This is a genomic window from Streptomyces sp. NPDC042259, assembly GCF_055582085.1.
In genome coordinates this window covers 175047-194273 of record NZ_JBVJDW010000012.1, presented here as the reverse complement: position 1 = coordinate 194273, position 19227 = coordinate 175047, and the positions used below count along the sequence as shown (strand labels likewise).

The window sequence follows — 19227 nt, the reverse complement described above, 5'->3', positions numbered from 1 at the left end:
GTCAAGCGTGGCCGTTCTCTCGGCTCGGGCGGGGAGTCCACGAAGCGTGTCGCTGTCCCTCTGGCACCAGATCGAAGGAGGTCGGCGCGGGGGCCGGCGCCCAGATCCGGCTGGAGGCTTGTTCGGGGTAGGGCACGGTCGTCGATGTCGCGTCCAGGACGCGGGTGAGCTGCCGGCCGGGGTGATGGGCGGCCCAGCCGGGGTCGCCGGTGGTGGCGAATCGGAGCCAGGCCTGCTGGAGTTCGCCGGATACGGCGAGGGCTTCCGGGCTGGGCGGGTCGCCGAAGAGTTCCCTGCCGGTGGGGCTGTCGAGCGTGCCGAAGGCCAGGGGGACGTCGAGGCTGTGGCAGGCCCCCAGAATTCCTCCGGAGGCCGGTGACGGCAGTCGCAGTTCGAAGAGGAACGAGGTTCCGCCGGCCAGTGCGTTCGCCCGGGCCAGCTGCTGTGAGGGCATCCGGAACAGTGAGTCGGAGTACACCGTCTCCAGCAGCTCTTCCGGGCTTGCCTGCGGGTAGGCGGCGCGGTAGGCGGAAGCGCCGTGCGGTGCGGGGGCGAACAGGTCCAGGGCGGTGCGGGCCTCTCGTTCGGTGAACGTGCCCAGTCGGCCGGTCATGACGCTGAACAGGCGGAATTCATCGCGCGTGTGGCCGACGAGGAGGTCGATGCCGCTCGTACGGCCACTGGTCAGCGCGGGCCAAGGCGTCTCGGTGAGGACTTCGCCGTCGACGACGGGGCACAGGGCGACACCGGTCTGGGAGAGACGGCCCCACCTCGCGTGGTGGCGGGGAAGGTCGGCGCCGAGGGCGGCCACCTCTTCGGCCAGCCGCCATGGGTCGATGTCACGGAGGCCCTCGGCGGTGGGCGGTCTGCCGCAGCGGTCCGCGAGCGTGGCGGCGACGTCTTCGGCCAGTGCGCGGGTGCAGTGCCAGCCCGGCACCGAGTGCGTGATGGCCCGTCGGAACAGGTCGCGTGCCGGTTTCATCGTCAGCAGGGCGGCGACCGACCCGGCACCGGCGGACTGTCCGGCCAGGGTGATCCGGTCGGGGTCTCCGCCGAAGGCGGCGATGTGACGTCGCACCCAGCGCAGGGCCGCGATCTGGTCGAGGAATCCGCGGTTGGGCGGAGCGCCGTCGAGGAGGGCGAATCCCTCCGCGCCTACGCGGTAGTTGACGCTCACCACGACCAGTCCGCCCCCGGCCAACGCCGTCGGGTCGTACACCGGGTCACTGGAGGCGCCGGCGATGTAAGCGCCTCCGTGGATCCACACCAGGACCGGCAGCCCGGCCGCGCCCGGATCCGGAGTGCAGACGTTGAGCGTCAGCCAATTGGTGCCCTTGGCCGGACTCGCGAGAACGGGTACGGACTGCGGCGCCGGGGGACCGAACGTTGCCGCCTGCCTCGTTCCGTCCCATGGCCGGGGCGGGACGGGTGCGGCGAAGCGCAGTTCGCCTACGGGTGGTTGGGCGTAGGGGATGCCGCGGAACACCGCGTGCCCGTGCCACCAGCGGCCCTCGACCGCACCCACCGCGGTACGGACCCTTGGCTGTCGCAGCATGTCGCTTCCTTTCTCCCGTCGGACCCCCAGCGTTACCATCCACGTGTAATATGTCAATCGTAATGTCACACGTCCCCGGAGACCGACGATGCCCAAGCAGGTGGATCACCGCGAACGCCGGGAAGCCATCGCCCGTGCGCTCTGGCGGGTCGTCGAGCAGCGCGGTTTCACGCATGTGACCATGCGTGAGGTCGCACAGGAGGCGGGCGTCACGCACGGCGCCCTGCAGCACTACTTCACCTCCCGGCAGGCGATGCTGACCTTCGCCATGGACTTCGCCTCCGAGCAGGCTTCCCTGCGCGTCGGCCTCGGCCTCCGGAAACTGGGCGACCGGCCGCACCCGCGCGAGGTACTGCGGTTGATGCTCACCGAGATGCTTCCCTTGCACGCCGATGCCCGCGCGACCAGCCGGATGAGCGCCGCCTACGTGCTGGAGGCACTGCACGACGAGGAAATCCACGCGCGGGCGCACGGCGGCCTCGCCCAAGGGCGCGCTCTGGTCGAGCAGTTGGTCCGTCAGGCGATCGCCGACGGGTACATCGACCGCGACCGGGACCCGGTGATCGAGAGCAACCTGCTCCTCGCCCTCACCGGCTTCACCACCTTCATCGAGCTGAACGTCATCGAGGCTCAGGACGTGCTCAACGCCATCGATGCTTATCTGGACAGACTGTTCACCGCGAATGGTCAGAACGACTGAGAAGGGATAGGCCAGGGGTGGACGACAGGGGTATCGATCCCGGCAGTGCGACCGTCGGGTCACTCGCCGGGTTACCGAGCCCGGCCGCGGCCGGTGCCGGGGAGTTGTTACGCGAGCTGCGACGTCGACGGGGCATGACGCTGGCCGAGCTGGCTCGCCAGGCGTTCTACAGCAAGGGCTATCTGAGCAAGGTCGAGAACGGCGAGAAGCCGCTGACCATGGAGCTGGCCCGAGTCTGCGACCAGGTGCTGGCTGCCGAAGGCGCCTTGGAGCGGCTGGTGCCGTCGGCGACCTGGGGTCGCAAACGCACGACACGGGAGGAGGCCTGTCCGTATCCGGGCCTCTCGCCGTACGGGGCCGGGGACGCGCGGTGGTTCTTCGGGCGGAGCGAGGCCACCGCGGACCTGATCGCGCAACTGACCGAGCGCCTCGGATCACCGGGGCCCCTGCTGGTCATGGCCCCGTCGGGAGCGGGGAAATCCTCCCTGCTCAGAGCAGGGTTGATACCGGCTCTCGCGCACGGAGTGCTGCCTGTCCCCGGTTCACGGGACTGGCCGGTGGCGCTGTTCACCCCGGGCGACCATCCTCTCGACGAGCTTCTGACGCGTATCACGCTGGCCACCGGAACGTCCCGCCGCCTGCTGGACAAGGCGCAGGAGGAGGGCGCGGCCGCTCTCGCCGCAGCGGTGCGTGCCGCCATGGACGGCCTCCGGCGGCCCGCCGGCCACCCGGACGCGGAGGTCGACGGCGCCGCGGGCGGCCCGGGCGCCGGTGAGGCCGCTGCCGTGATCGTCGTGGTGGATCAGTTCGAAGAGACCTTCATGCTCTGTCAGGACGAGGACGAACAAGCAGCCTTCGTGGAGGCCTTGACGGCCCTGACGGTGCGGCCGGAGGGGGACGCGGACCGCATTCCTCCCGCGCTGGTCGTCCTCGGGGTCCGGGCCGACTTCTACGATCGTTGCCTGGCGTTCCCTGGACTGGCCGCGTCCCTGCGTCGCGGCCATGTCACCTTGGGGCCCTTGGGTGATACCCAATTGCGTGCCGCCATCACCGGGCCGGCCGGCAAGGCCGGCCTGAAAGTGGAACCGGGGCTGGTGGAAATTCTGCTGCGCGACGTCGGGCTCGTACCCGGTCGCGCGGCGCGAGGCGGTGCACCCCGCGACGGAGCGCTTCCCCTGCTGTCGCATGCCCTGCTCGGCACCTGGCAGCATCGTGAGAACGCCACCTTGACCGTCGAGGGCTACCGGCTGACCGGCGGCATCTGCGGTGCGGTGACCGCCACGGCCGAGCGCGTCTACGCTTCCCTCTCCACGCGGCGGCAAGTAGTGGCGCGGGAGCTGCTGTTGCGGCTGATCCAGGTCGGTGCGGACAGGGAGACGAGCCGGCCGGGAAGGCACAGCGATCTGCTGGAGGCCGGTGCCTTCGAGGCCGGCGATCCGGAGGCGGTCATCGAGGCGTTCACCCGGGCCCGCTTGCTTACCGTGGACGCCGACCACGTCGAACTGGCCCATGAAGCGTTGCTGCATGCCTGGCCCCGCCTACGCCAGTGGATCGATGACGACCGGACCAGTCTGTGCATCCGCCAGACCCTCACCGAGACCGCCGCCACGTGGGAGAACGAGGGGCATGACACGAGCCTGCTCTATCGTGGCACCCGTCTGGCCGCGGCCCTCGATGCGGTGACGAGCCTCGGCGAGAGAGCCGCTCTCCCCCCGGCGGCGCAGGCGTTCCTCAGCGCCAGCACCGGACTGGAGAGAGCCGAGAAGCTGAGAGAGAAGCGGCGTCTGCGGCGCCTGCGCATACTGACCTCCGGTCTGGCCGGTCTGCTCGTGCTGTCCCTCACGGCTGGTGCCATCGCCTTTCAGCAAAGTGGCGCGGCGCAGGAGCAACGCCGTATCGCCGTTTCCCGGGAACTCGCCGCCCGGGCCGACGTGATGCTGCGCGACCGGCCGGAGACCGCGATGCTCCTCGCGCTCGGTGCCTACCGGCGTTCCCCCACGGTGGAGGCCCGCAGCAGTCTGCTCAGCACCTACGCCCAATTTCCCGGCAGTCAGCTCACCAGTCATACGGATGACGCGTGGGGCCTGGCGTTCAGCCCCGACGGCCGCCGCGTGGCCACGGTGAGCGACGACCACACGGCGAAAATCTGGGACACCGCCTCACGCCGGCTTCTCGCGACCCTGACCGGGCACACCGACAGAGTCGCCGGCGTTGCCTTCTCGCCCCATGGGCGCACGCTCGCCACTGCCGGCAAGGACGGAACGGTCAAGCTGTGGGACGTGGACACCCACCGTCTCATCACCACGCTTACCCGTCACTCCAGCAGTGTCAACAATCTGGTTTTCAGCCCTGACGGGCGAAACCTGGCGGCGGTGAGCGATGACGGCACCGTGCGGGTGTGGGACGTCGACACCCACCGGCAGACGGCCCTGCTCACCGACGGCACCAGCTCCGTCTCGGGCATCGCCTACGCACCGGACGGGCGCACGCTGGCAGCCACTTACCGCGACCGGAAGATCCGGCTCTGGGACATGGTGTCCCATCAGGAAAGCGCCGTCCTCGAAGGTCACACCGAATCGGTGGTATCGGTGGCCTTTTCCCCCGACGGGCGCACCCTCGCCTCCGGAAGCCAGGACAGAACCGCACGGCTGTGGGACGTACGGTCCCACCGCTCGATCGCCACCTTCACCGGATATGGCGATGTGGTCATGTCGGTGGCCTTCTCTCCCGATGGCCGCACGGTCGCGGCCGCCAGTCATGACGGCACCGCACGCCTGTGGGAAACGTCCACGCACCGGCCCGTCAGCACGCTCAGTGGGGCAGGCATGCTGACCGGAGTGGCCTTCAGCCCCGACGGGCAGACCATAGCCACCACGGCGATGTCGGGTGAACGCGGCACTCCCCCGCCCTTGCAGCTGTGGGATGCGGCCACCTTCAAGAAATCGGGCACGCTCACAGGCAGCGAGGGAAACGCGACCGCCGTGGCGCTCTCCCCCGACCGGCGCACTCTGGCCTCCGGCGATTCCCACGGCGGGATCATCATTTGGGACACCGTTGCCCGGAGTGTCGTCACCCGCCTCACCGGCCATTCCGACGCCATCACCAGCCTGGTCTTCTCACCCGACGGCCGCACCCTCGCCTCCGCGAGCAATGACCGGAGCGCCCGCCTCTGGGATATGAGGAACCATCGGGAAACGGCCGTCCTCACCGGCCATACCCGAGAACTTCGCGCCGCCGCTTTCAGCCCAGACGGCCGCATGCTGGCAACTGCCGGCAGCGACCGCAGCACCCGCCTGTGGGATGTGCGTTCGCATCGTGCGATCGCCGTTCTCGGCGGTGAACCCTACGGCGTGGCCTCGGTGGCGTTCTCACCGGACGGACGCACCCTCGCCACCGGCAATTATGACGCGACCGTCCGGCTCTGGGATCTCCGCTCCCGCACGGTGACGAGCACTCTGCCCCGCAACGGTCAGTCCTGCAGGGCTTACTCTCTCGCGTTCAGCCCTGACGGCCGCACACTGGCTGCCGCGATGTGCGACATCATTCTGTGGGATACCCAGACCAAGCGGCGCATCACCCGACTTACCGGCCACACGGAAAACGTGAGTCAACTGACGTACGCTCCCGACGGGCACACTCTGGCCACCGCGGGATATGACCGCACCATTCGCTTGTGGGACACCCGAAGCCACCGGGCCGTGGCCACGCTGACGGGAACGGGCGGTTACGTCACCGGACTGGCCTTCTCGCCGGCAGGCCATACCCTCGCCAGCGTCAATACGGACCGCACCGTCCGGTTATGGGAACTCGATCCGGAAACCATCGCGGACCACATCTGCACTCTCAGCACGACGCACCAATGGAAACGGACCATCCCCCGTCTGCCCACGGGAACTCCCTGCCCCTGACATTCCTTCGCTACCCCTTTGGCCTCCGGGGAGCCCTTGCGCCCGCGAGTCTGAGGCAGTTGCTCACTACGACGCGTTGGTGAAGGAACGGCGGTAGGTACGGGGCGGCACGCCGCGGCGGCGCACGAACTGTTCGCGGAGAACGGCCGCGCTTCCGTAGCCGACCCGGTGGGCGATCTCCTCGATCGGCAAATCCGTGGTTTCCAGGAGTTCCTCGGCACTGCTCAAGCGCAGTGCCCGGAGCCAGGCATGCGGGGTGGTGCCGGTCGCGGCGGCGAAGCGGCGGGCGAAGGACCGTTTGCTCATCACGGCGCGTCGGGCCAGTTCCGCGACGGGAAGCGCTTCGTGGAGATGCTCGCGGGCCCAGGCGAGTACCTCGGCGAGTCGCTCGTCCTGGCAGTCCTCGGGGACGGGGGAGGTCAGGTACTGGGCCTGACCGCCGTCCCGGTGGGACGGCAGCACCATGTCGCGGGCCACGGCGTTGGCCATCGCGGCCCCGTACTCCCGCCGCAACAGGTGCAGACACAGGTCAAAACCCGCGGCGGCTCCCGCACCGGTGACGATCCGCCCTTCGTCGATGTAGAGGGCGTCGGGGTCCACGACGACGTCCGGGTAGCGGCGGGCCAGCAGCTCCGCGAACCGCCAGTGGGTGGTGGCCCGTCGGCCGGCGAGCAGCCCGGCGGCGGCGAGTGCGAACGTACCGACGCAGTGGGCCGCGACCAATGAGCCGCCCTCATGCGCGGCCGCCAGCGCCTCCAGCACGGCGGGGCCCGGCGGTGTACGGAAGCCGGCCCATGGCAGCGCGATCACCAAATCGGCGGCAGCCAACCGGTCCAGGCCGTGCTCGACCATGAGCGGCACACCGAGGTCGGTGGGAACCGGCCCGGGCCGGTCGGTACAGAGCGCGAAGTCGAAGCCGGGCAGACCCTCCCCGTGCGGACCGAACACCTCGGCGACGATGCCGACGGCGAGCATGCCGGCACCCGGGGGAACGTACGCGGCGACGGTCACGAAGGGTGGCATCGCAGCAGTGTCGCACGGGTGGCACGAATCCTGCGATGAGAGGCAGTAGCGCCACTCGTCGGCGGTCGCGTCGGCACGGAACGATGGGGGCATGACAGACGCACCGCTCGGCCGCAGCGCCAAGTACACGATCCTCACCACCGGTTACGTCGGCTCCACCGGTCCCGGAGTCGCCGCCACCGTCTCCTACGTCACCGATGGCGACCGGCACGTGATCTTCGACCCCGGCATGGTGGCGAGCCGCGACCACATCCTCGGCCCCCTCGCGGAGTTGGGGCTCGGCCCCGACGACATCACCGACGTGGTGCTCAGCCACCACCATCCGGACAACACCATGAACGTGGGCCTGTTCGGACGGGCCAGGGTCCACGACCACAAGGTGGAATACCTGGGCGACCAGTGGAGGAACCGGGACGCGGAGGGTTACGCCCTCACCCCGTCGCTTCGGCTGATCCGCACCCCGGGACACAGCCTCGAGGACATCACGTTGCTGGCCGGCACGGACACGGGTGTGGTGGCGTTCGCCGGTGACCTGTGGTGGCACTCGGACGGCCCCGCGGACGACCCCGTGGCCCCGGATCGCGAGAGACTGCGCGCCTCCCGGCTCCGCGTCCTGGCCGCCGCGGACCTGATCGTTCCCGGACATGGCGGCCCCTTCGAGGCGGATGCCACCGTGCCACGCTGATGGACACTTCGGGATGATGTGACTTGTCAGGTCGAAGCCACGTGCGGCCGGTGTTCGGCCAGCCAGATTTCGGCGTATGCGACGGCGTCGGCCAGGGGGAACAACCGGGCCTCGGCCGCGCCCACTGTGGCCCGCACCACTGGGCGTTCCTTCTCGAAAGCCGCTCCCAGGTCGTCGAAGCGGTCTGAGGTGATGGCGGTGTCGCGGACGGTCGTCCAGCGGCGGCCCTGCGGGGTCGTGACCGCGAAGGAGTTGTCGACCTGCGGCGCGGCAATCCGGTACTCGGCCAGGTGGAACGCCGTGCAGGACTCGAAGCCCGCGCCCAGGAGAAGGACCCTCGCTCCGGCTTCCTCCAGCCGGGCGAGCGGGCTGCGCTCGCCGAGTCGGCAGTCCAGCGCGTGGCCGTCCGTGATCGCGGCGGCGCGCGGGCCGACGGCTGCGAAGGAGGTCTGCGGATGAGAACTGCGTACGGCTCCGGGCCAGTTGCGGACGGTCTCCGGAATGGTCCCGACGCCGTAGGTGGGTGTGGTGCGGGAGTCGTAAGGTGGGAGGGACGCGCGGATGTCCGCCCACCACGACTCGGGCACGGGTGGGTTGTTCCACTCGGCGGGGTCCGAGTTGTCTCCGGAGTGCGCGGGCACCACCAGCGTGCCGTTCTCGCCAAGGGCATCGAGCAGTGCCAGGACGACGGCGCCGGGGCCACCGCAGACCCAGCCGAGGGAGCTGAGAGAAGAGTGCACGAGGAGGGTCTCACCAGCGCGTAGGCCGATGTCTCGCAGTTCGGAGGCGAGCGAATCGCGCGTGCACATCGGGCCGGTAGGGGGCGTCATCGACATAACCGTCGAGTGTGCACGGGCTGAGCGTCGCGTACCAGTGGTTTTCACCGCGCCGGACAGTGGAGTCCGGCGGTCGAGTCGCCGGGTTCTCGTCACGGAACTGGGCGAATGATGGCTACCTCTTCCGGAGATCACCGTCATCCGGTGACAAGTCCCGTTCCACGGCAGCGGTCCGGCCCTTGAGCCGGTAGCTGTGCCGTTAAGGCGTGGGCGGAGACGCCGGTACCCGCGGTGACGGCAGGGCTCCGCTGAGGACGCGTCGGATGAGCCTCAGCCGAACTTGACGTACGTCGGGAACGGGGCCGCGTACTCGTCGGATTGCCGGGAACCGAGGAACCTGCTGGAGGATGTGCAGCTGCTGTTCGTGTACAGGTGGGCATCCGTGTCGGTGTCGTTGGTCGCCTGGCGGACGCCACCCGGGGTGGCAAGGCACGGGCCGGTCGGCGTCGAGCCGAGGAAGGTCTCGGCTCCCGTGTCGGCACGAGTGTGAAGAACGTCCCTTCCGCCGCCCGGGCGGATGTGGCCGTACCGGTCACCGCCATCAGCGCCGCCGCGGCGGTGAGCGCGGCAACCCTTACCGAACGCCTCAGTGCGTGCATGGTCGGATCCCCTTCCCCCAAAGGGCCGCTGGCCCGGAGAAAGCCGCCACCAGCCGAACAAGCGTCTCCCGTTACCCCCTGAAGGGGAATCACCCACAAGAGGGGCGTTGCCTCTGGCTGGATCTGCGCGACGGACTCTTCGCCAGCGCGGCGGCGGAGCGCATGTGGAGCAGCCGCGTAGCCGAGGCGGATGACCGCACCGCGCTCGGCGAGCCCGGGTCCGTCGGCGCCGGGGGCGGCGCGCCGGGCCGGGCCGCGCGGCACACTTCGGACAGGCGTGCCGCCCGACACCGTCACCGTCCGATCCGTCGGCCGGGTGCCACTGAATCATGGACCCGACCGGTGCGCGGCGGAGTGGGCCACACCCCTGTTCCGAGAGGTCAGGGGCGGACGGAAGCCACCAGCTCACCGGTCGTCACCACTCGGGCGAAACCCCCGCCGTGCAGGGAGACGGCGCTCGCCCGGGCCAGTTCGTCGGCTGTCAGGCGCCAGCCGTTCGGGCCGGTCAGATCGAAAGTGTGGGTGGCGTCGAGGGCGACCACCATGTCGTAGCCGAGGTTTCCGCCCATGCGGGCGGTGGTCTCCACGCACATGTTGGTCTGGATGCCGGTCAGGACGACCTGGGTGATGCCCGCCGCCTTGAACCAGTCGTCAAGGTCGGGGGTGCCGTAGAACGCCGAGTTCACGGACTTGGTGACCAGCAGCTCCGGCCCGCCGCCCTTGCCACGCCGTTCCTCGACGTACTCCTTGAAGCCGTTGCCCTCATACCCGGTCCGCAGGGGCGAGCCGGGCTTGCTGGAATCGTGGCGTACGAAGACGACCGGCCGGTCCGTGTCCTGCCAGGCCGCGATCAGCGCAGCGATGTTCTCGTCGGCGGCCGGGTTGTTGCGCGGGCCCCAGAACTCCGAGTCGTCGAAGCCCTTCTGCACGTCCACCACTACCAGCGCCGCGTTCTGTGTGATCTCCATGCCCACGATCCTGCCGCCGGGCCGAGCCGGTTCACAGCAGGCAGAAAGACAGCGTTCGATGGTTTACTGCCATCGTGACGCAACCAGCCCCCACCCACCGCATCGCCCTGCTCGCCTTCCCCGGCATCCGGGCCTTCGACGTCTCGGTGATCACCGAGGTATGGGGAGCGGACCGCACTGACCGCGGGGTGCCCGCCTTCGAGCTGCGCCGGGTGGCCGCGGGCCCCGAGCCGGTACCGATGCGCGGCGGGCTCGCGCTCACACCGGACCGCACTCTCGCCTGGCTGCCCCGTGCCGAGCTGATCCTGGTGCCGGGTCTGGACGACCACGACACCCCGGCACCCGATCCGGTCCTCGCGGCACTGCGCCGCGCCCACGCCCGGGGCACCACCATCGCCGCGCTGTGCGGCGGGGCGTTCACTCTCGCCCAGGCGGGCCTGCTGGACGGCCGCCGGGCACTGACCCACTGGGCCCTGGCCGACCTGCTGCGGACCCGGCACCCACGGGTGCGGGTCGAGCCGGACGCCCTGTTCGTCGAGGACAGCAACCTGTGGACGGCCGCCGGCACCGCTGCCGGTATCGACCTGTGTCTGCACCTGGTGCGCACCACGCACGGCGCGGAAGTGGCCGCGACCATCGCCCGGTCCATGGTCACCGCACCGTTCCGGACCGGCACCCAGGCCCAGTTCATCGAACAACCGACGCCGCACGCCGCACGCGACGCGGACGCACTGGCCCAGGTCCGCGCCTTCGCCCTGGCCCATCTCCACGAACCGCTCACCGTATCCGCGCTCGCCGCCCGCGCCGGGATGTCACCGCGCTCCTTCGCCCGGCACTTCACGGCCGCCACCGGAACCACCCCACTGCGCTGGCTTGTGGACCACCGCATCGCGAAAGCCCAGAAACTCCTCGAACGCACCGACCTGCCCATGCCCGAGATCGCCCGTCGGTCGGGCTTCGGCAGCGAGGTCACCATGCGTCAGCACTTCGCAGCCCGCCTGGCGACCAGCCCACGCGCCTACCGCACCTCGTTCGCCGAACAACCGCCCTCCGGACAAAGACGTTCATCGCGGGCCGGCCATGACGCCCACCCTTCGGCAGCCGATCGTTGATCCGGCTCGCGCGAGGGACCGTTGGTGAGGGGCGCGTGACATCGGAAACGCAACTCTCCTCGGCAGCGACGGCGCCCATGCCGCTCCCCCGCCCCGCCCTACCGTGCCCGGGATCGCTGGGCATGTCTGTCGGCGCCCGGCTTTTAATGTCAGTGCCTGCTGGCAGGATCATCGGCATGACACCGTTGCTTCTCACCGACATCGAACGAGCCGTTCGCGGCAGTTGGAGTGCCGAGACATGCACGCCTGAGTTCCGGTCGCGCTGGACCGAGAACAATCCGGCCCGGGACCAGTGCGGGGTGACCGCCATGGTGCTCAACGACCTGCTGGGGGGCGAGTTGATCCGGGGAGAAGTCCACGTCGGCGGTGAGCGGGTGGACTACCACTGGTGGAACCGTCTGGGCATGGGCATCGAGATCGACCTCACCCGCGAGCAGTTCGGGCCGGAGGAGATCGTCACCGGGGGCATCGTGATTCCTCGCCCGCCCGTGACCGAGTGGTGCAGGCTCCGTGAGGAGTATGAACTTCTCCGTGAGCGTGTGTTGGACAAGCTCAATGGCCGGCACGCTACCCGACCGATGCCCGTCGGCTGCCGCCGGTCGGAAAACCGGTGGCACGTCCGGTCGCCCCGTGGTGAAGATCGCGGCATGACCAGCTTCCTGGAAACCGACCGGCTCATCCTGCGTGCGTTGACAGCGGCCGACACCGACTACCTGCTCGCCCTGGACAACGACCCCGAGGTCATGCGCTTCATCAACGGTGGCCGTCCCACCACACGCGAGGCGATCGAGACGCGGACCCTGCCGCGACTCCAGCACGACTACCCGTGCTGGGGAACCCGCGGATACTGGGCCGCGCAGGAGAAGACCACCGACGCCTTCCTGGGCTGGTTCGAGTTCCGGCCGCTGGAGGAGCACAGTCCCGCCGTGGTGGAACTCGGCTACCGGTTGAACCAGGCGGCCTGGGGAAACGGCTACGCCACCGAAGGCTCCCGGGCCCTGATCCACAAGGGGTTCACGGACCTGGAGGTCGAGCGGGTCACGGCGAACACGATGGCCGTCAACACTCGTTCCCGCCGCGTGATGGAGAAGTCGGGCCTGTCCTTCGTCCAGCACTTCACCGGGGACTGGCCGGAGGCCATCGAAGGCTCCGAGCACGGTGAGGTCGAATACGAACTCAACCGGACCGAGTGGGAACAGCGACGCTAGACGTCAACCACCTTTCTCCCGGCAGTGCCGTCGCCTCCTGGCTGCCCCCGCTCACCCGATTACCCGATGTAGTGGTGTGCTACGGGGGCCGTACCGCCTCTGCCGCCCTGGCCGCCGTACCCACCGATGCCGCCGTTCCCTCCAATTGCTGACCCTCCGGCACATTCCTCCTTTGCTTCACTCTTTACGCCTCGTTCTGGGCTTCTACTTCTCTCCCGGAGAGCGTCGGAGGGTCAGATAGAGGCCGAGCCGTCCGTGGCGCCGCGGCTGAGCAGGTGGTGCACCATCTGTGCCTGCCCGAACCTGGCCGCGGCGGACGACATCGAAGTGTCCTCGCCACGCCGCCATATCCAGCGCCGTACGCCCTCCGGCGTCCGGCGCATCCACCACAGCACCCTGCTGCAGAAGTCGCGTTACCGAGTTCACGCCGCCAGCAGCCGCGGAGGTTTGGTACTCTCCCCGAATGTTCATCGTGATGTTCATCTGACGGTCCTGGGTCACTCCCGCCCAGGTTCTGATCCGTTGAGGGTGCGGTCCCGCACGCCTCCGGACTTCGGCAACTGTCAGCCTTCGGCGGCCGCGCCATAACGCCGGTCGCACATCACCGGAGACCCTTCGTGCTCGCGATACTTCTGCTTCCTGGTGCGCTTCGCACCTTCCTCCCCGCCCTGATCGGGCGGTCCGCTCTGGCAATGGGGGGTCTCGCGCTCCTTCTCGCCGTCCGGCAAAGTACGGGGTCGTACACACAAGCCGGCTTCGCCACAGCGGTGTTCGGAATCGCGAACGTCATCGCCGCCCCCTGGCGTGCCCGGGCCGTCGACCGGTTCGGGCAGCGCCTCGCGCTCACCGTCATGGCGGCGGCCCAAGCTGCGGGTTACATCACTCTCGCACTCCTTACGGACGCGGCCAAGGCCACGGCCACGGGCACGGGCACGGGCACGGGCACGGGCACGGGCATCTGGATTTTCGTGCTCAGTGCGTTGGCTGGCCTGACATCACCACCCCTGGGCGCGGCGATGCGCACGATCTGGGCATCACTCACGACGGCCGGCGACCAGCGGACGAAGGCATTCAGCCTCGACGCCGTGTGTGAGGAACTCCTCTTCGTCGGCGGCCCTGTGGTCATAACGGCGATCATCACGGTCACTTCTCCCAGTACCGGGCTCTGGGTCACCGCGGCAGCGGTCATGCTCGGCACGGCGGCCATGGCGTCCAGCGCGTTGTCGGGTGCCCTGCGCGGTACGCGCGAGAGCGTCGCACGAGCGGATCGTCCGCTCGGCCAGCCGGGTTTCGCACGGGTGTTGTTCGTCCTCTTGGGCGTCGGCGGCATACTCGGCGTCGCCGAGATCGCCGCGCCGGCAGCAGCCGCGCAACGCGATGCCGCCGCGCTTTCGGGCTGGCTCCTGGCGGCCTTCGCCGGGGGAAGTGCTCTTGGAGGATTCGTCTACGGCCAGCTGAAGCTCACGTCGGGGCTCGGGCCGCGGCTGTTCGCCCTGTGCGTCGCGATGGCGCTGGCCGCGGTTCTCGTGTCCCAGCTGCACACACTCGGGCTCTTCGCCGCCGGTCTCGTCGTCGTCGGTCTTTTCGTCTCTCCGTCCCTCATCACCGGGTACCTCATCGCCGACACCATCGTTCCGGAATCGAGCCGGACGGAAGGGTCGACATGGATCAACACTTCCGTCAACCTCGGCGCATCCCTGGCGTCCGCGGCAGCGGGAATCGTCATCGACCATTCCGGTGCGTGGTTCGCTCTCCTCCTGGGAGGAGTGGTCGCTCTCTCGCTCGTCCCGGCCGTGCCCTTCGCGCGGCTACGCGAGGCCGAGGCACCGACGCTCCCCGGCCCCACAGGCGAGCCGACCTCGCCGTCACCCTCTGCCGACCCTCAGGGCGACCTAAGGGAAACCGCCTAGGTGTATTGATCAGCAGCCCTTTCCGGCTGCCTCGCTCTCCCTTTCAGCCCCGGGCGCGCAAGTCCTGAAACACGTCTACGGTGTGCGCCCGCGCACCTCCGTGACCCGCGTGTGTTCCTGTGCGCTTCTTGCTCCTGACCGTCAAAACGGCCTTGATGGGATACGCCCAGCGTCTTTCCCTCAGAACGTCCCGCATCTCTCGGAGGTCAGATGACGGCGTCAGCAGCCGCAGAGGTCGCCCAGCAGCAACGTGCCCGGGAACGCAACCTGGTCGACCTGGTGGACGCCGCGGGCACCTCGATCGGGCAGACGACGGTCGAGGATGCCCACGCGAGGCCCGGCCGGCTCCACCGGGCCTTCTCCATCTTCCTGGTCGACTCCTCAGGCGGCATCCTCCTGCAGCGCCGCGCCACGACGAAGATCCGCTTCCCGGGCATCTGGGGACCGTCGTGCTGCGGGCACGCCCTGCCGGGCGAGGACGTCGTGCTGACTGCGCGGCGCCGTGTCCGCGAGGAACTCGGCGTCCACCCGGAGGAGGCGGACCATGCGGGGCCTTGCACCTATTGGGTTCCCGACCCCGCGTCCGCTCAGGTCGACACCGAGTTCAACCACGTTCTGGTCGGCCGCATCCCCACCGACCCGGTGCCCGATCCCGGCGAGATCGGCGCATGGCGCTGGGTCACTCCGGGCGAGCTGGACCGTCTCACCGCGGTCCCGGGCGAGGGCTACGGTGCCTGGCTCGGTCCGACCTGGGCCGTGGCCCGTACCCACCCGCGGTTCGCGGAGCTGATCTGACCCAGATGCCGCCCGCTGCCCCTGCCTGCCGGAGGAGGTCTTCACCACCGGCGACGACCGCGGCGTCCTGACGACCGAGCACGGCAGGCGGGACGCCGCCATCCTCGCCGGGCTCCACCGCATCGGGAATGAGCAGGTCGCTCTCTTCCTCGACTAGGCCGTGTCCGGCGGATCATGTGGGCGGACGCTGCGGCCCGTGGCGTCCGCACCACCGCTGCGCGGCGGTGTCCTCAATCGCCGGACGGGCTGGTATTTAGCCCGCTGGGGGAGCTTGACGACGCGCCCGCAGGGCGCTCGCCGCCGCAGGCGGCAAAGACGGCCGGTAGCCGAAGATCCGCCGGACACGCCCTAGGCCGATGCGCCCCGCATCCACCTTCATGCACCGTGTGTACCCCCGGAAGACACTCATCACCGTGCGCCCGTCGGGGGCCTTGCCGGTCACAGTCTGGTCGCGGTGACGTGTCGTGGGGTCTGTGTGAGTGAGACTGCCTCTTCGGACCTACGACCGCTGAGTTGTCTGCTCATCGCGTCGTTCGCACGTGGGGAACGTCCCCCCCTCCGTGCCTGCGGGAGGCCGGAGACGAGATGGCAAGGAGCGTGCACACCGTGGACCAGGAGAACGTGAGCGCCACACTGACGGTCGCCGTGCCCGCCGCCAAGGTGTTCGCGGTGCTGGCGGACCCGACGGCCCATTCCGCGATCGACGGCACCGGCTGGGTCCAGGAAGCTGTCGACCGGGCGCCCCTGACCGAGGTGGGGCAGATTTTCCGGATGGACATGTATCACGCCGACCATCCGAACGGTGACTACCAGGTGGCCAACAAGGTCCAGGTACTGGACCCGCCGCACGCCATCGGCTGGCTGACAGGGCAGGAGAAGAGCGACGGCCGGTTGGAGTTCGGCGGCTGGTTCTGGCGTTACGACCTCACGCCACTCGGGCCGTCCGAGACTGAGGTGACGCTCACCTACGACTGGTCGGCGGTGCCGCAGTCCATCCGTGAGTATCTCCGGTTCCCGCCGTTCGGTCCCGGGCATCTCGGCGACTCGCTGCACCACTTGGCCGGGCTCGTCGCCGGTAGGTAATGTCGTCCGACCTGGATGACCATCAGTACCGGAGCCACCGGTTGCGGGCGGTACCGGTCGACGCCCGCTTCGCCCTGAGCAACGCCCAGTGAGCCCCCGGCCGAACCGCTGCCGTCGGTCCGCGACGTGAAAGGCCTGACCCCGGTGGACGATGGACAGCAACACCGAGGAGCAGATGTGACGTCCGTCAACGAGGTCGACTTCCTGGCCGACCGCGCGCACGCCGGTCAGGTCGACAAGATCGGCGTGCCGTACATCGAGCATGTCCGCGCCGTGGCCGCCGGGCTCGAACCCTTCGGTGACGAACTCGTCATGGCTGGTCTCCTGCACGACATCATCGAGGACACCGACTGGACCGCGGAGCAGTTGCGGGCCGTCGGTATCCCCGTACGGGTCGTGGAGATCGTGGAGACGGTGACCAATCAGCCGGGCACCTCCTACGCGGAGAAGATGCGACGCATCACGGGCGACGCCCAGGCGACGCTCGTGAAGATCGCCGACAACGCTCACAACTCCCACCCCGACAGGTCTGCCCAGCTGCCGCCCGTCCGACAGCGAGACCTCGCCGACAAGTACCGAGCCGCGCGCGCCGTGCTCTGGCCCGCCGCGCGTAAGGCGGACATCGAAGCCATCGTCCGCATCGTCAACCCCTCGCTGCTTTCAGAGCTGGACGCATGCCCATGACCGGAGGATTGGCTCAGCCGGTTCCCACTGGTCGTCGGCCGCCGACGGGACTCCCCCGGACACCCGTTAGCTCACAATAAAGCCTGATATCCGATTTTCCACCTTATTCATCCGTTCGAGTAATTACGCATCAAATCGCTTCTGAATTAACCCTCAAATGGGGGACTCTTCGCTGGGGTGCCGGAACTTCGAGAGTCGGCGCCACGCGGGGAAAGGGGACCTCTCCCATGTTCACACTCGCACGCTCGGGCAAGCTCGGCATGGCGGTCGGCATGGCAGTCGTGCTGGTCACGGGCCTGTCCACCAACGCGCAGGCCGCCACAGGAGCGATCCGGTACTTCCGCGACAGCCAGGAGTTCCGGATCAACAACCCGCAGGACAACGTCTGTTTCAACCTGCAGGTCCGGCCGGATTTGATCGCCAACGAAACGAACAAGACGGTGAGCGTCTACTTCGAAGCGAACTGCGTCAACTTGATCACGAACCTGGCCCCTGGCCGCGCGGTGTCTCATGTGGGAGGCCCTCGCTCGGTGCGGGTCATCGGCTGAGCGAGCGACAAGAGACCGTTTCCCGGCGCACCGCCGACCAGTAGCCGTCCAGCGGGTGCGGTGGCCGGGGACCGGCGGGCACCTTGATGCGGGGATTCACGCCTGCGCGTGGCCTCTGCCGGGAAGCATGACACTGCCCGGCGAAGAGGGAAGGCCATCATGGTGATGCTCACGGTACGGACCGGACTCGCCGCGATAGTGGCGGCAGTCACGATGACCGCGGCGATCGGGCTGACAGTGCCGGCGAAGGCGGACGATGCGCCCGCCGCGCCTGCGGGTCACAGACTCACCCAGGCCGCCTTGGACTCCGCCGTCAAGGGCGGCGTTCCGGGCGCGTTCGGACAGGCGCATGACGCGCACGGCATCTGGTACGGATCCAGCGGAGTCGCCGACCTCACCACACGACGCCGTCCCCTGCCCCCGGACCGATTCCGGGCCGGCAGCATCTCCAAGACACTCATCGCCACCGTGGTCCTCCAGTTGGAGGCCGAGGGCAAGCTCGACATCGACGACACAGTGGAGAAGTGGCTGCCGGGCGTGGTCCGGGGTCACGGTCACGACGGTGGCAAGATCACCCTCCGTCGGCTGCTCAACCACACCAGCGGCGTGTACGACTACACCGAGGATCCGGCGCTGCACCTGCTCGGGAAGGACTTCCTGGCGCACCGCTACGACACCTGGGCCCCCGAGCAGTTGGTGGGTGTCGCCATGAAGCACCGGCCCAACTTCGAGCCGGGTGCCGGCTGGAGTTACGGGACCACCGCCTTCACCCTCGCCGCGATGATCATCGAGCGGGTCACGGGGCGTTCCTACGCCTCCGAGGCCAAGCGGCGGATCTTCACACCACTCGGACTGCACGCGAGCACTTTCCCCGGTACGTACCCCAGGATCCCGGCCCCCAGTGGGCGGATGTACACCGTCTTCCCGGACGACCCGGGGCAACGAGTGCATGACATCACCGAGTTCAACCCTTCCTGGGCCTGGTCCGCGGGCGAACTCATCTCCAGCCCCTCCGACCTCAACCGCTTCTTCACCGCGCTCCTGGGCGGGAAGTTGCTCCCCCGGGCCCAGCTCGAGGAGATGACCGCCTCGGTTCCTGCGCCGAACTTCCCGGCGGGCCAGGAAGCCGGCCTGGGCATTTTCCGCCTCACCCTGCCCTGCGGCACGGAACTCTGGGGCCATACGGGGTTCCTCCCCGGTTCACAGAGCGTCGTCTACACCACACGGGACGGACGGCACGGCCTGGCGTACAACTTCAACACCGACTGGGCGGGCGAGACGGACGCCGCCGCGTATGTACTACTCGCGGAGTACTGCGGCACGACACCGCCATCGGTGCCGGCAGCGCCACGAGCGAACAGCCCCAGCCCGTCATAAGTTCACGGCGCCTGCCCGCGCGGGGGAAGACCCGCGCGGCAGTGCAGTCCCTGGAACTTCGGCGGGACGTCGATCATTCTCAACGGCGGTGCGTGCGAGAGCGGCAACGGCCGTGATTATGTCGGTGAGTTCACCGATTGGGGGTTGCCATGAACGACCGGGCGAGTTCGTACGTCCTGCTGTAGCCGTACGCCCAGCTCGGTACGCTGGAGAAGGACCGGTTCGCGATGACGTTG

General features: G+C 68.9%; 16 protein-coding genes and 1 pseudogene. 12 read left to right on the top strand and 5 right to left on the bottom strand.

Going from position 1 to position 19227, the window contains the following annotated elements; genetic code table 11:
- Position 1: 1 nt before the first annotated feature.
- Positions 2 to 1555 (bottom strand): carboxylesterase/lipase family protein, encoded by a 1554-nt coding sequence (locus tag ACZ6MA_RS28045; protein ID WP_469436975.1) that lies wholly within the window; start codon positions 1553 to 1555, stop codon positions 2 to 4.
- Between the two features lie 88 nt (positions 1556 to 1643).
- Between ACZ6MA_RS28045 and ACZ6MA_RS28040 the strand changes: the two genes are divergently transcribed.
- Both ACZ6MA_RS28040 and ACZ6MA_RS28035 read left to right on the top strand, forming a co-directional pair.
- Complete coding sequence (locus ACZ6MA_RS28040; RefSeq protein ID WP_469436973.1) at positions 1644 to 2255, top strand: TetR/AcrR family transcriptional regulator; 612 nt, start codon at positions 1644 to 1646, stop codon at positions 2253 to 2255.
- A gap of 17 nt (positions 2256 to 2272) precedes the next feature.
- Positions 2273 to 6163, top strand: a complete 3891-nt coding sequence (locus ACZ6MA_RS28035) for an nSTAND1 domain-containing NTPase (protein WP_469436972.1) — start codon at positions 2273 to 2275, stop codon at positions 6161 to 6163.
- Positions 6164 to 6229: 66 nt separating this feature from the next.
- Here the strand turns inward: ACZ6MA_RS28035 and ACZ6MA_RS28030 are convergent, their stop codons facing one another.
- Positions 6230 to 7186, bottom strand: a complete 957-nt coding sequence (locus ACZ6MA_RS28030) for a GlxA family transcriptional regulator (protein ID WP_469436970.1) — start codon at positions 7184 to 7186, stop codon at positions 6230 to 6232.
- Between the two features lie 91 nt (positions 7187 to 7277).
- Here ACZ6MA_RS28030 and ACZ6MA_RS28025 point away from each other — a divergent pair, with 91 nt between their 5' ends.
- Entirely contained in the window at positions 7278 to 7871 is a 594-nt protein-coding gene (locus ACZ6MA_RS28025) for an MBL fold metallo-hydrolase (protein WP_469436968.1), read from the top strand.
- 26 nt (positions 7872 to 7897) lie between these two features.
- Here ACZ6MA_RS28025 and ACZ6MA_RS28020 read toward each other — a convergent pair whose 3' ends face one another.
- Together ACZ6MA_RS28020 and ACZ6MA_RS28015 are read right to left on the bottom strand one after the other, a co-directional pair.
- Complete coding sequence (locus tag ACZ6MA_RS28020) at positions 7898 to 8707, bottom strand: AAC(3) family N-acetyltransferase (protein WP_469436966.1); 810 nt, start codon at positions 8705 to 8707, stop codon at positions 7898 to 7900.
- Positions 8708 to 9686: 979 nt separating this feature from the next.
- Positions 9687 to 10274, bottom strand: a complete 588-nt coding sequence (locus tag ACZ6MA_RS28015) for a cysteine hydrolase family protein (protein WP_469436965.1) — start codon at positions 10272 to 10274, stop codon at positions 9687 to 9689.
- Positions 10275 to 10348: 74 nt separating this feature from the next.
- On the opposite strand from ACZ6MA_RS28015, the gene ACZ6MA_RS28010 reads away from it, so the two are divergent.
- The 3 genes and pseudogenes from ACZ6MA_RS28010 to ACZ6MA_RS28000 all read left to right on the top strand — a co-directional run bounded on the left by ACZ6MA_RS28010 (position 10349) and on the right by ACZ6MA_RS28000 (position 12594).
- Positions 10349 to 11386, top strand: a complete 1038-nt coding sequence (locus tag ACZ6MA_RS28010; RefSeq protein WP_469436963.1) for a GlxA family transcriptional regulator — start codon at positions 10349 to 10351, stop codon at positions 11384 to 11386.
- Positions 11387 to 11562: 176 nt separating this feature from the next.
- Positions 11563 to 11940 (top strand): annotated as a pseudogene (locus ACZ6MA_RS28005) (YunG family protein); the annotation flags it as partial.
- A 93-nt stretch (positions 11941 to 12033) separates the two neighbouring features.
- Positions 12034 to 12594: a GNAT family N-acetyltransferase gene (locus tag ACZ6MA_RS28000; protein ID WP_469437077.1), complete on the top strand. Its 561-nt coding sequence runs from the start codon at positions 12034 to 12036 to the stop codon at positions 12592 to 12594.
- 204 nt (positions 12595 to 12798) lie between these two features.
- On the opposite strand, the gene ACZ6MA_RS27995 is transcribed toward ACZ6MA_RS28000, so the two are convergent.
- The gene (locus tag ACZ6MA_RS27995; protein ID WP_469437076.1) at positions 12799 to 13065 is read right to left on the bottom strand and encodes an ankyrin repeat domain-containing protein; all 267 of its coding nucleotides are present in this window, start codon (positions 13063 to 13065) and stop codon (positions 12799 to 12801) included.
- A 146-nt stretch (positions 13066 to 13211) separates the two neighbouring features.
- Between ACZ6MA_RS27995 and ACZ6MA_RS27990 the strand changes: the two genes are divergently transcribed.
- The 6 genes from ACZ6MA_RS27990 to ACZ6MA_RS27965 all read left to right on the top strand — a co-directional run bounded on the left by ACZ6MA_RS27990 (position 13212) and on the right by ACZ6MA_RS27965 (position 18991).
- Positions 13212 to 14504, top strand: a complete 1293-nt coding sequence (locus ACZ6MA_RS27990) for an MFS transporter (RefSeq protein WP_469436961.1) — start codon at positions 13212 to 13214, stop codon at positions 14502 to 14504.
- A 210-nt stretch (positions 14505 to 14714) separates the two neighbouring features.
- Positions 14715 to 15299 carry an isopentenyl-diphosphate Delta-isomerase gene (gene idi / locus ACZ6MA_RS27985; protein ID WP_469436959.1) on the top strand — a complete coding sequence of 195 codons (585 nt, stop codon included), beginning with the start codon at positions 14715 to 14717 and terminating at the stop codon, positions 15297 to 15299.
- Between the two features lie 606 nt (positions 15300 to 15905).
- Positions 15906 to 16382, top strand: a complete 477-nt coding sequence (locus tag ACZ6MA_RS27980; RefSeq protein ID WP_469436957.1) for an SRPBCC family protein — start codon at positions 15906 to 15908, stop codon at positions 16380 to 16382.
- Positions 16383 to 16559: 177 nt separating this feature from the next.
- Positions 16560 to 17066 (top strand): HD domain-containing protein, encoded by a 507-nt coding sequence (locus ACZ6MA_RS27975; protein WP_469436955.1) that lies wholly within the window; start codon positions 16560 to 16562, stop codon positions 17064 to 17066.
- Positions 17067 to 17293: 227 nt separating this feature from the next.
- The gene (locus ACZ6MA_RS27970) at positions 17294 to 17614 is read left to right on the top strand and encodes a hypothetical protein (protein WP_469436953.1); all 321 of its coding nucleotides are present in this window, start codon (positions 17294 to 17296) and stop codon (positions 17612 to 17614) included.
- A 159-nt stretch (positions 17615 to 17773) separates the two neighbouring features.
- Complete coding sequence (locus tag ACZ6MA_RS27965; protein WP_469436951.1) at positions 17774 to 18991, top strand: serine hydrolase domain-containing protein; 1218 nt, start codon at positions 17774 to 17776, stop codon at positions 18989 to 18991.
- The last annotated feature ends 236 nt before the right edge of the window (positions 18992 to 19227 follow it).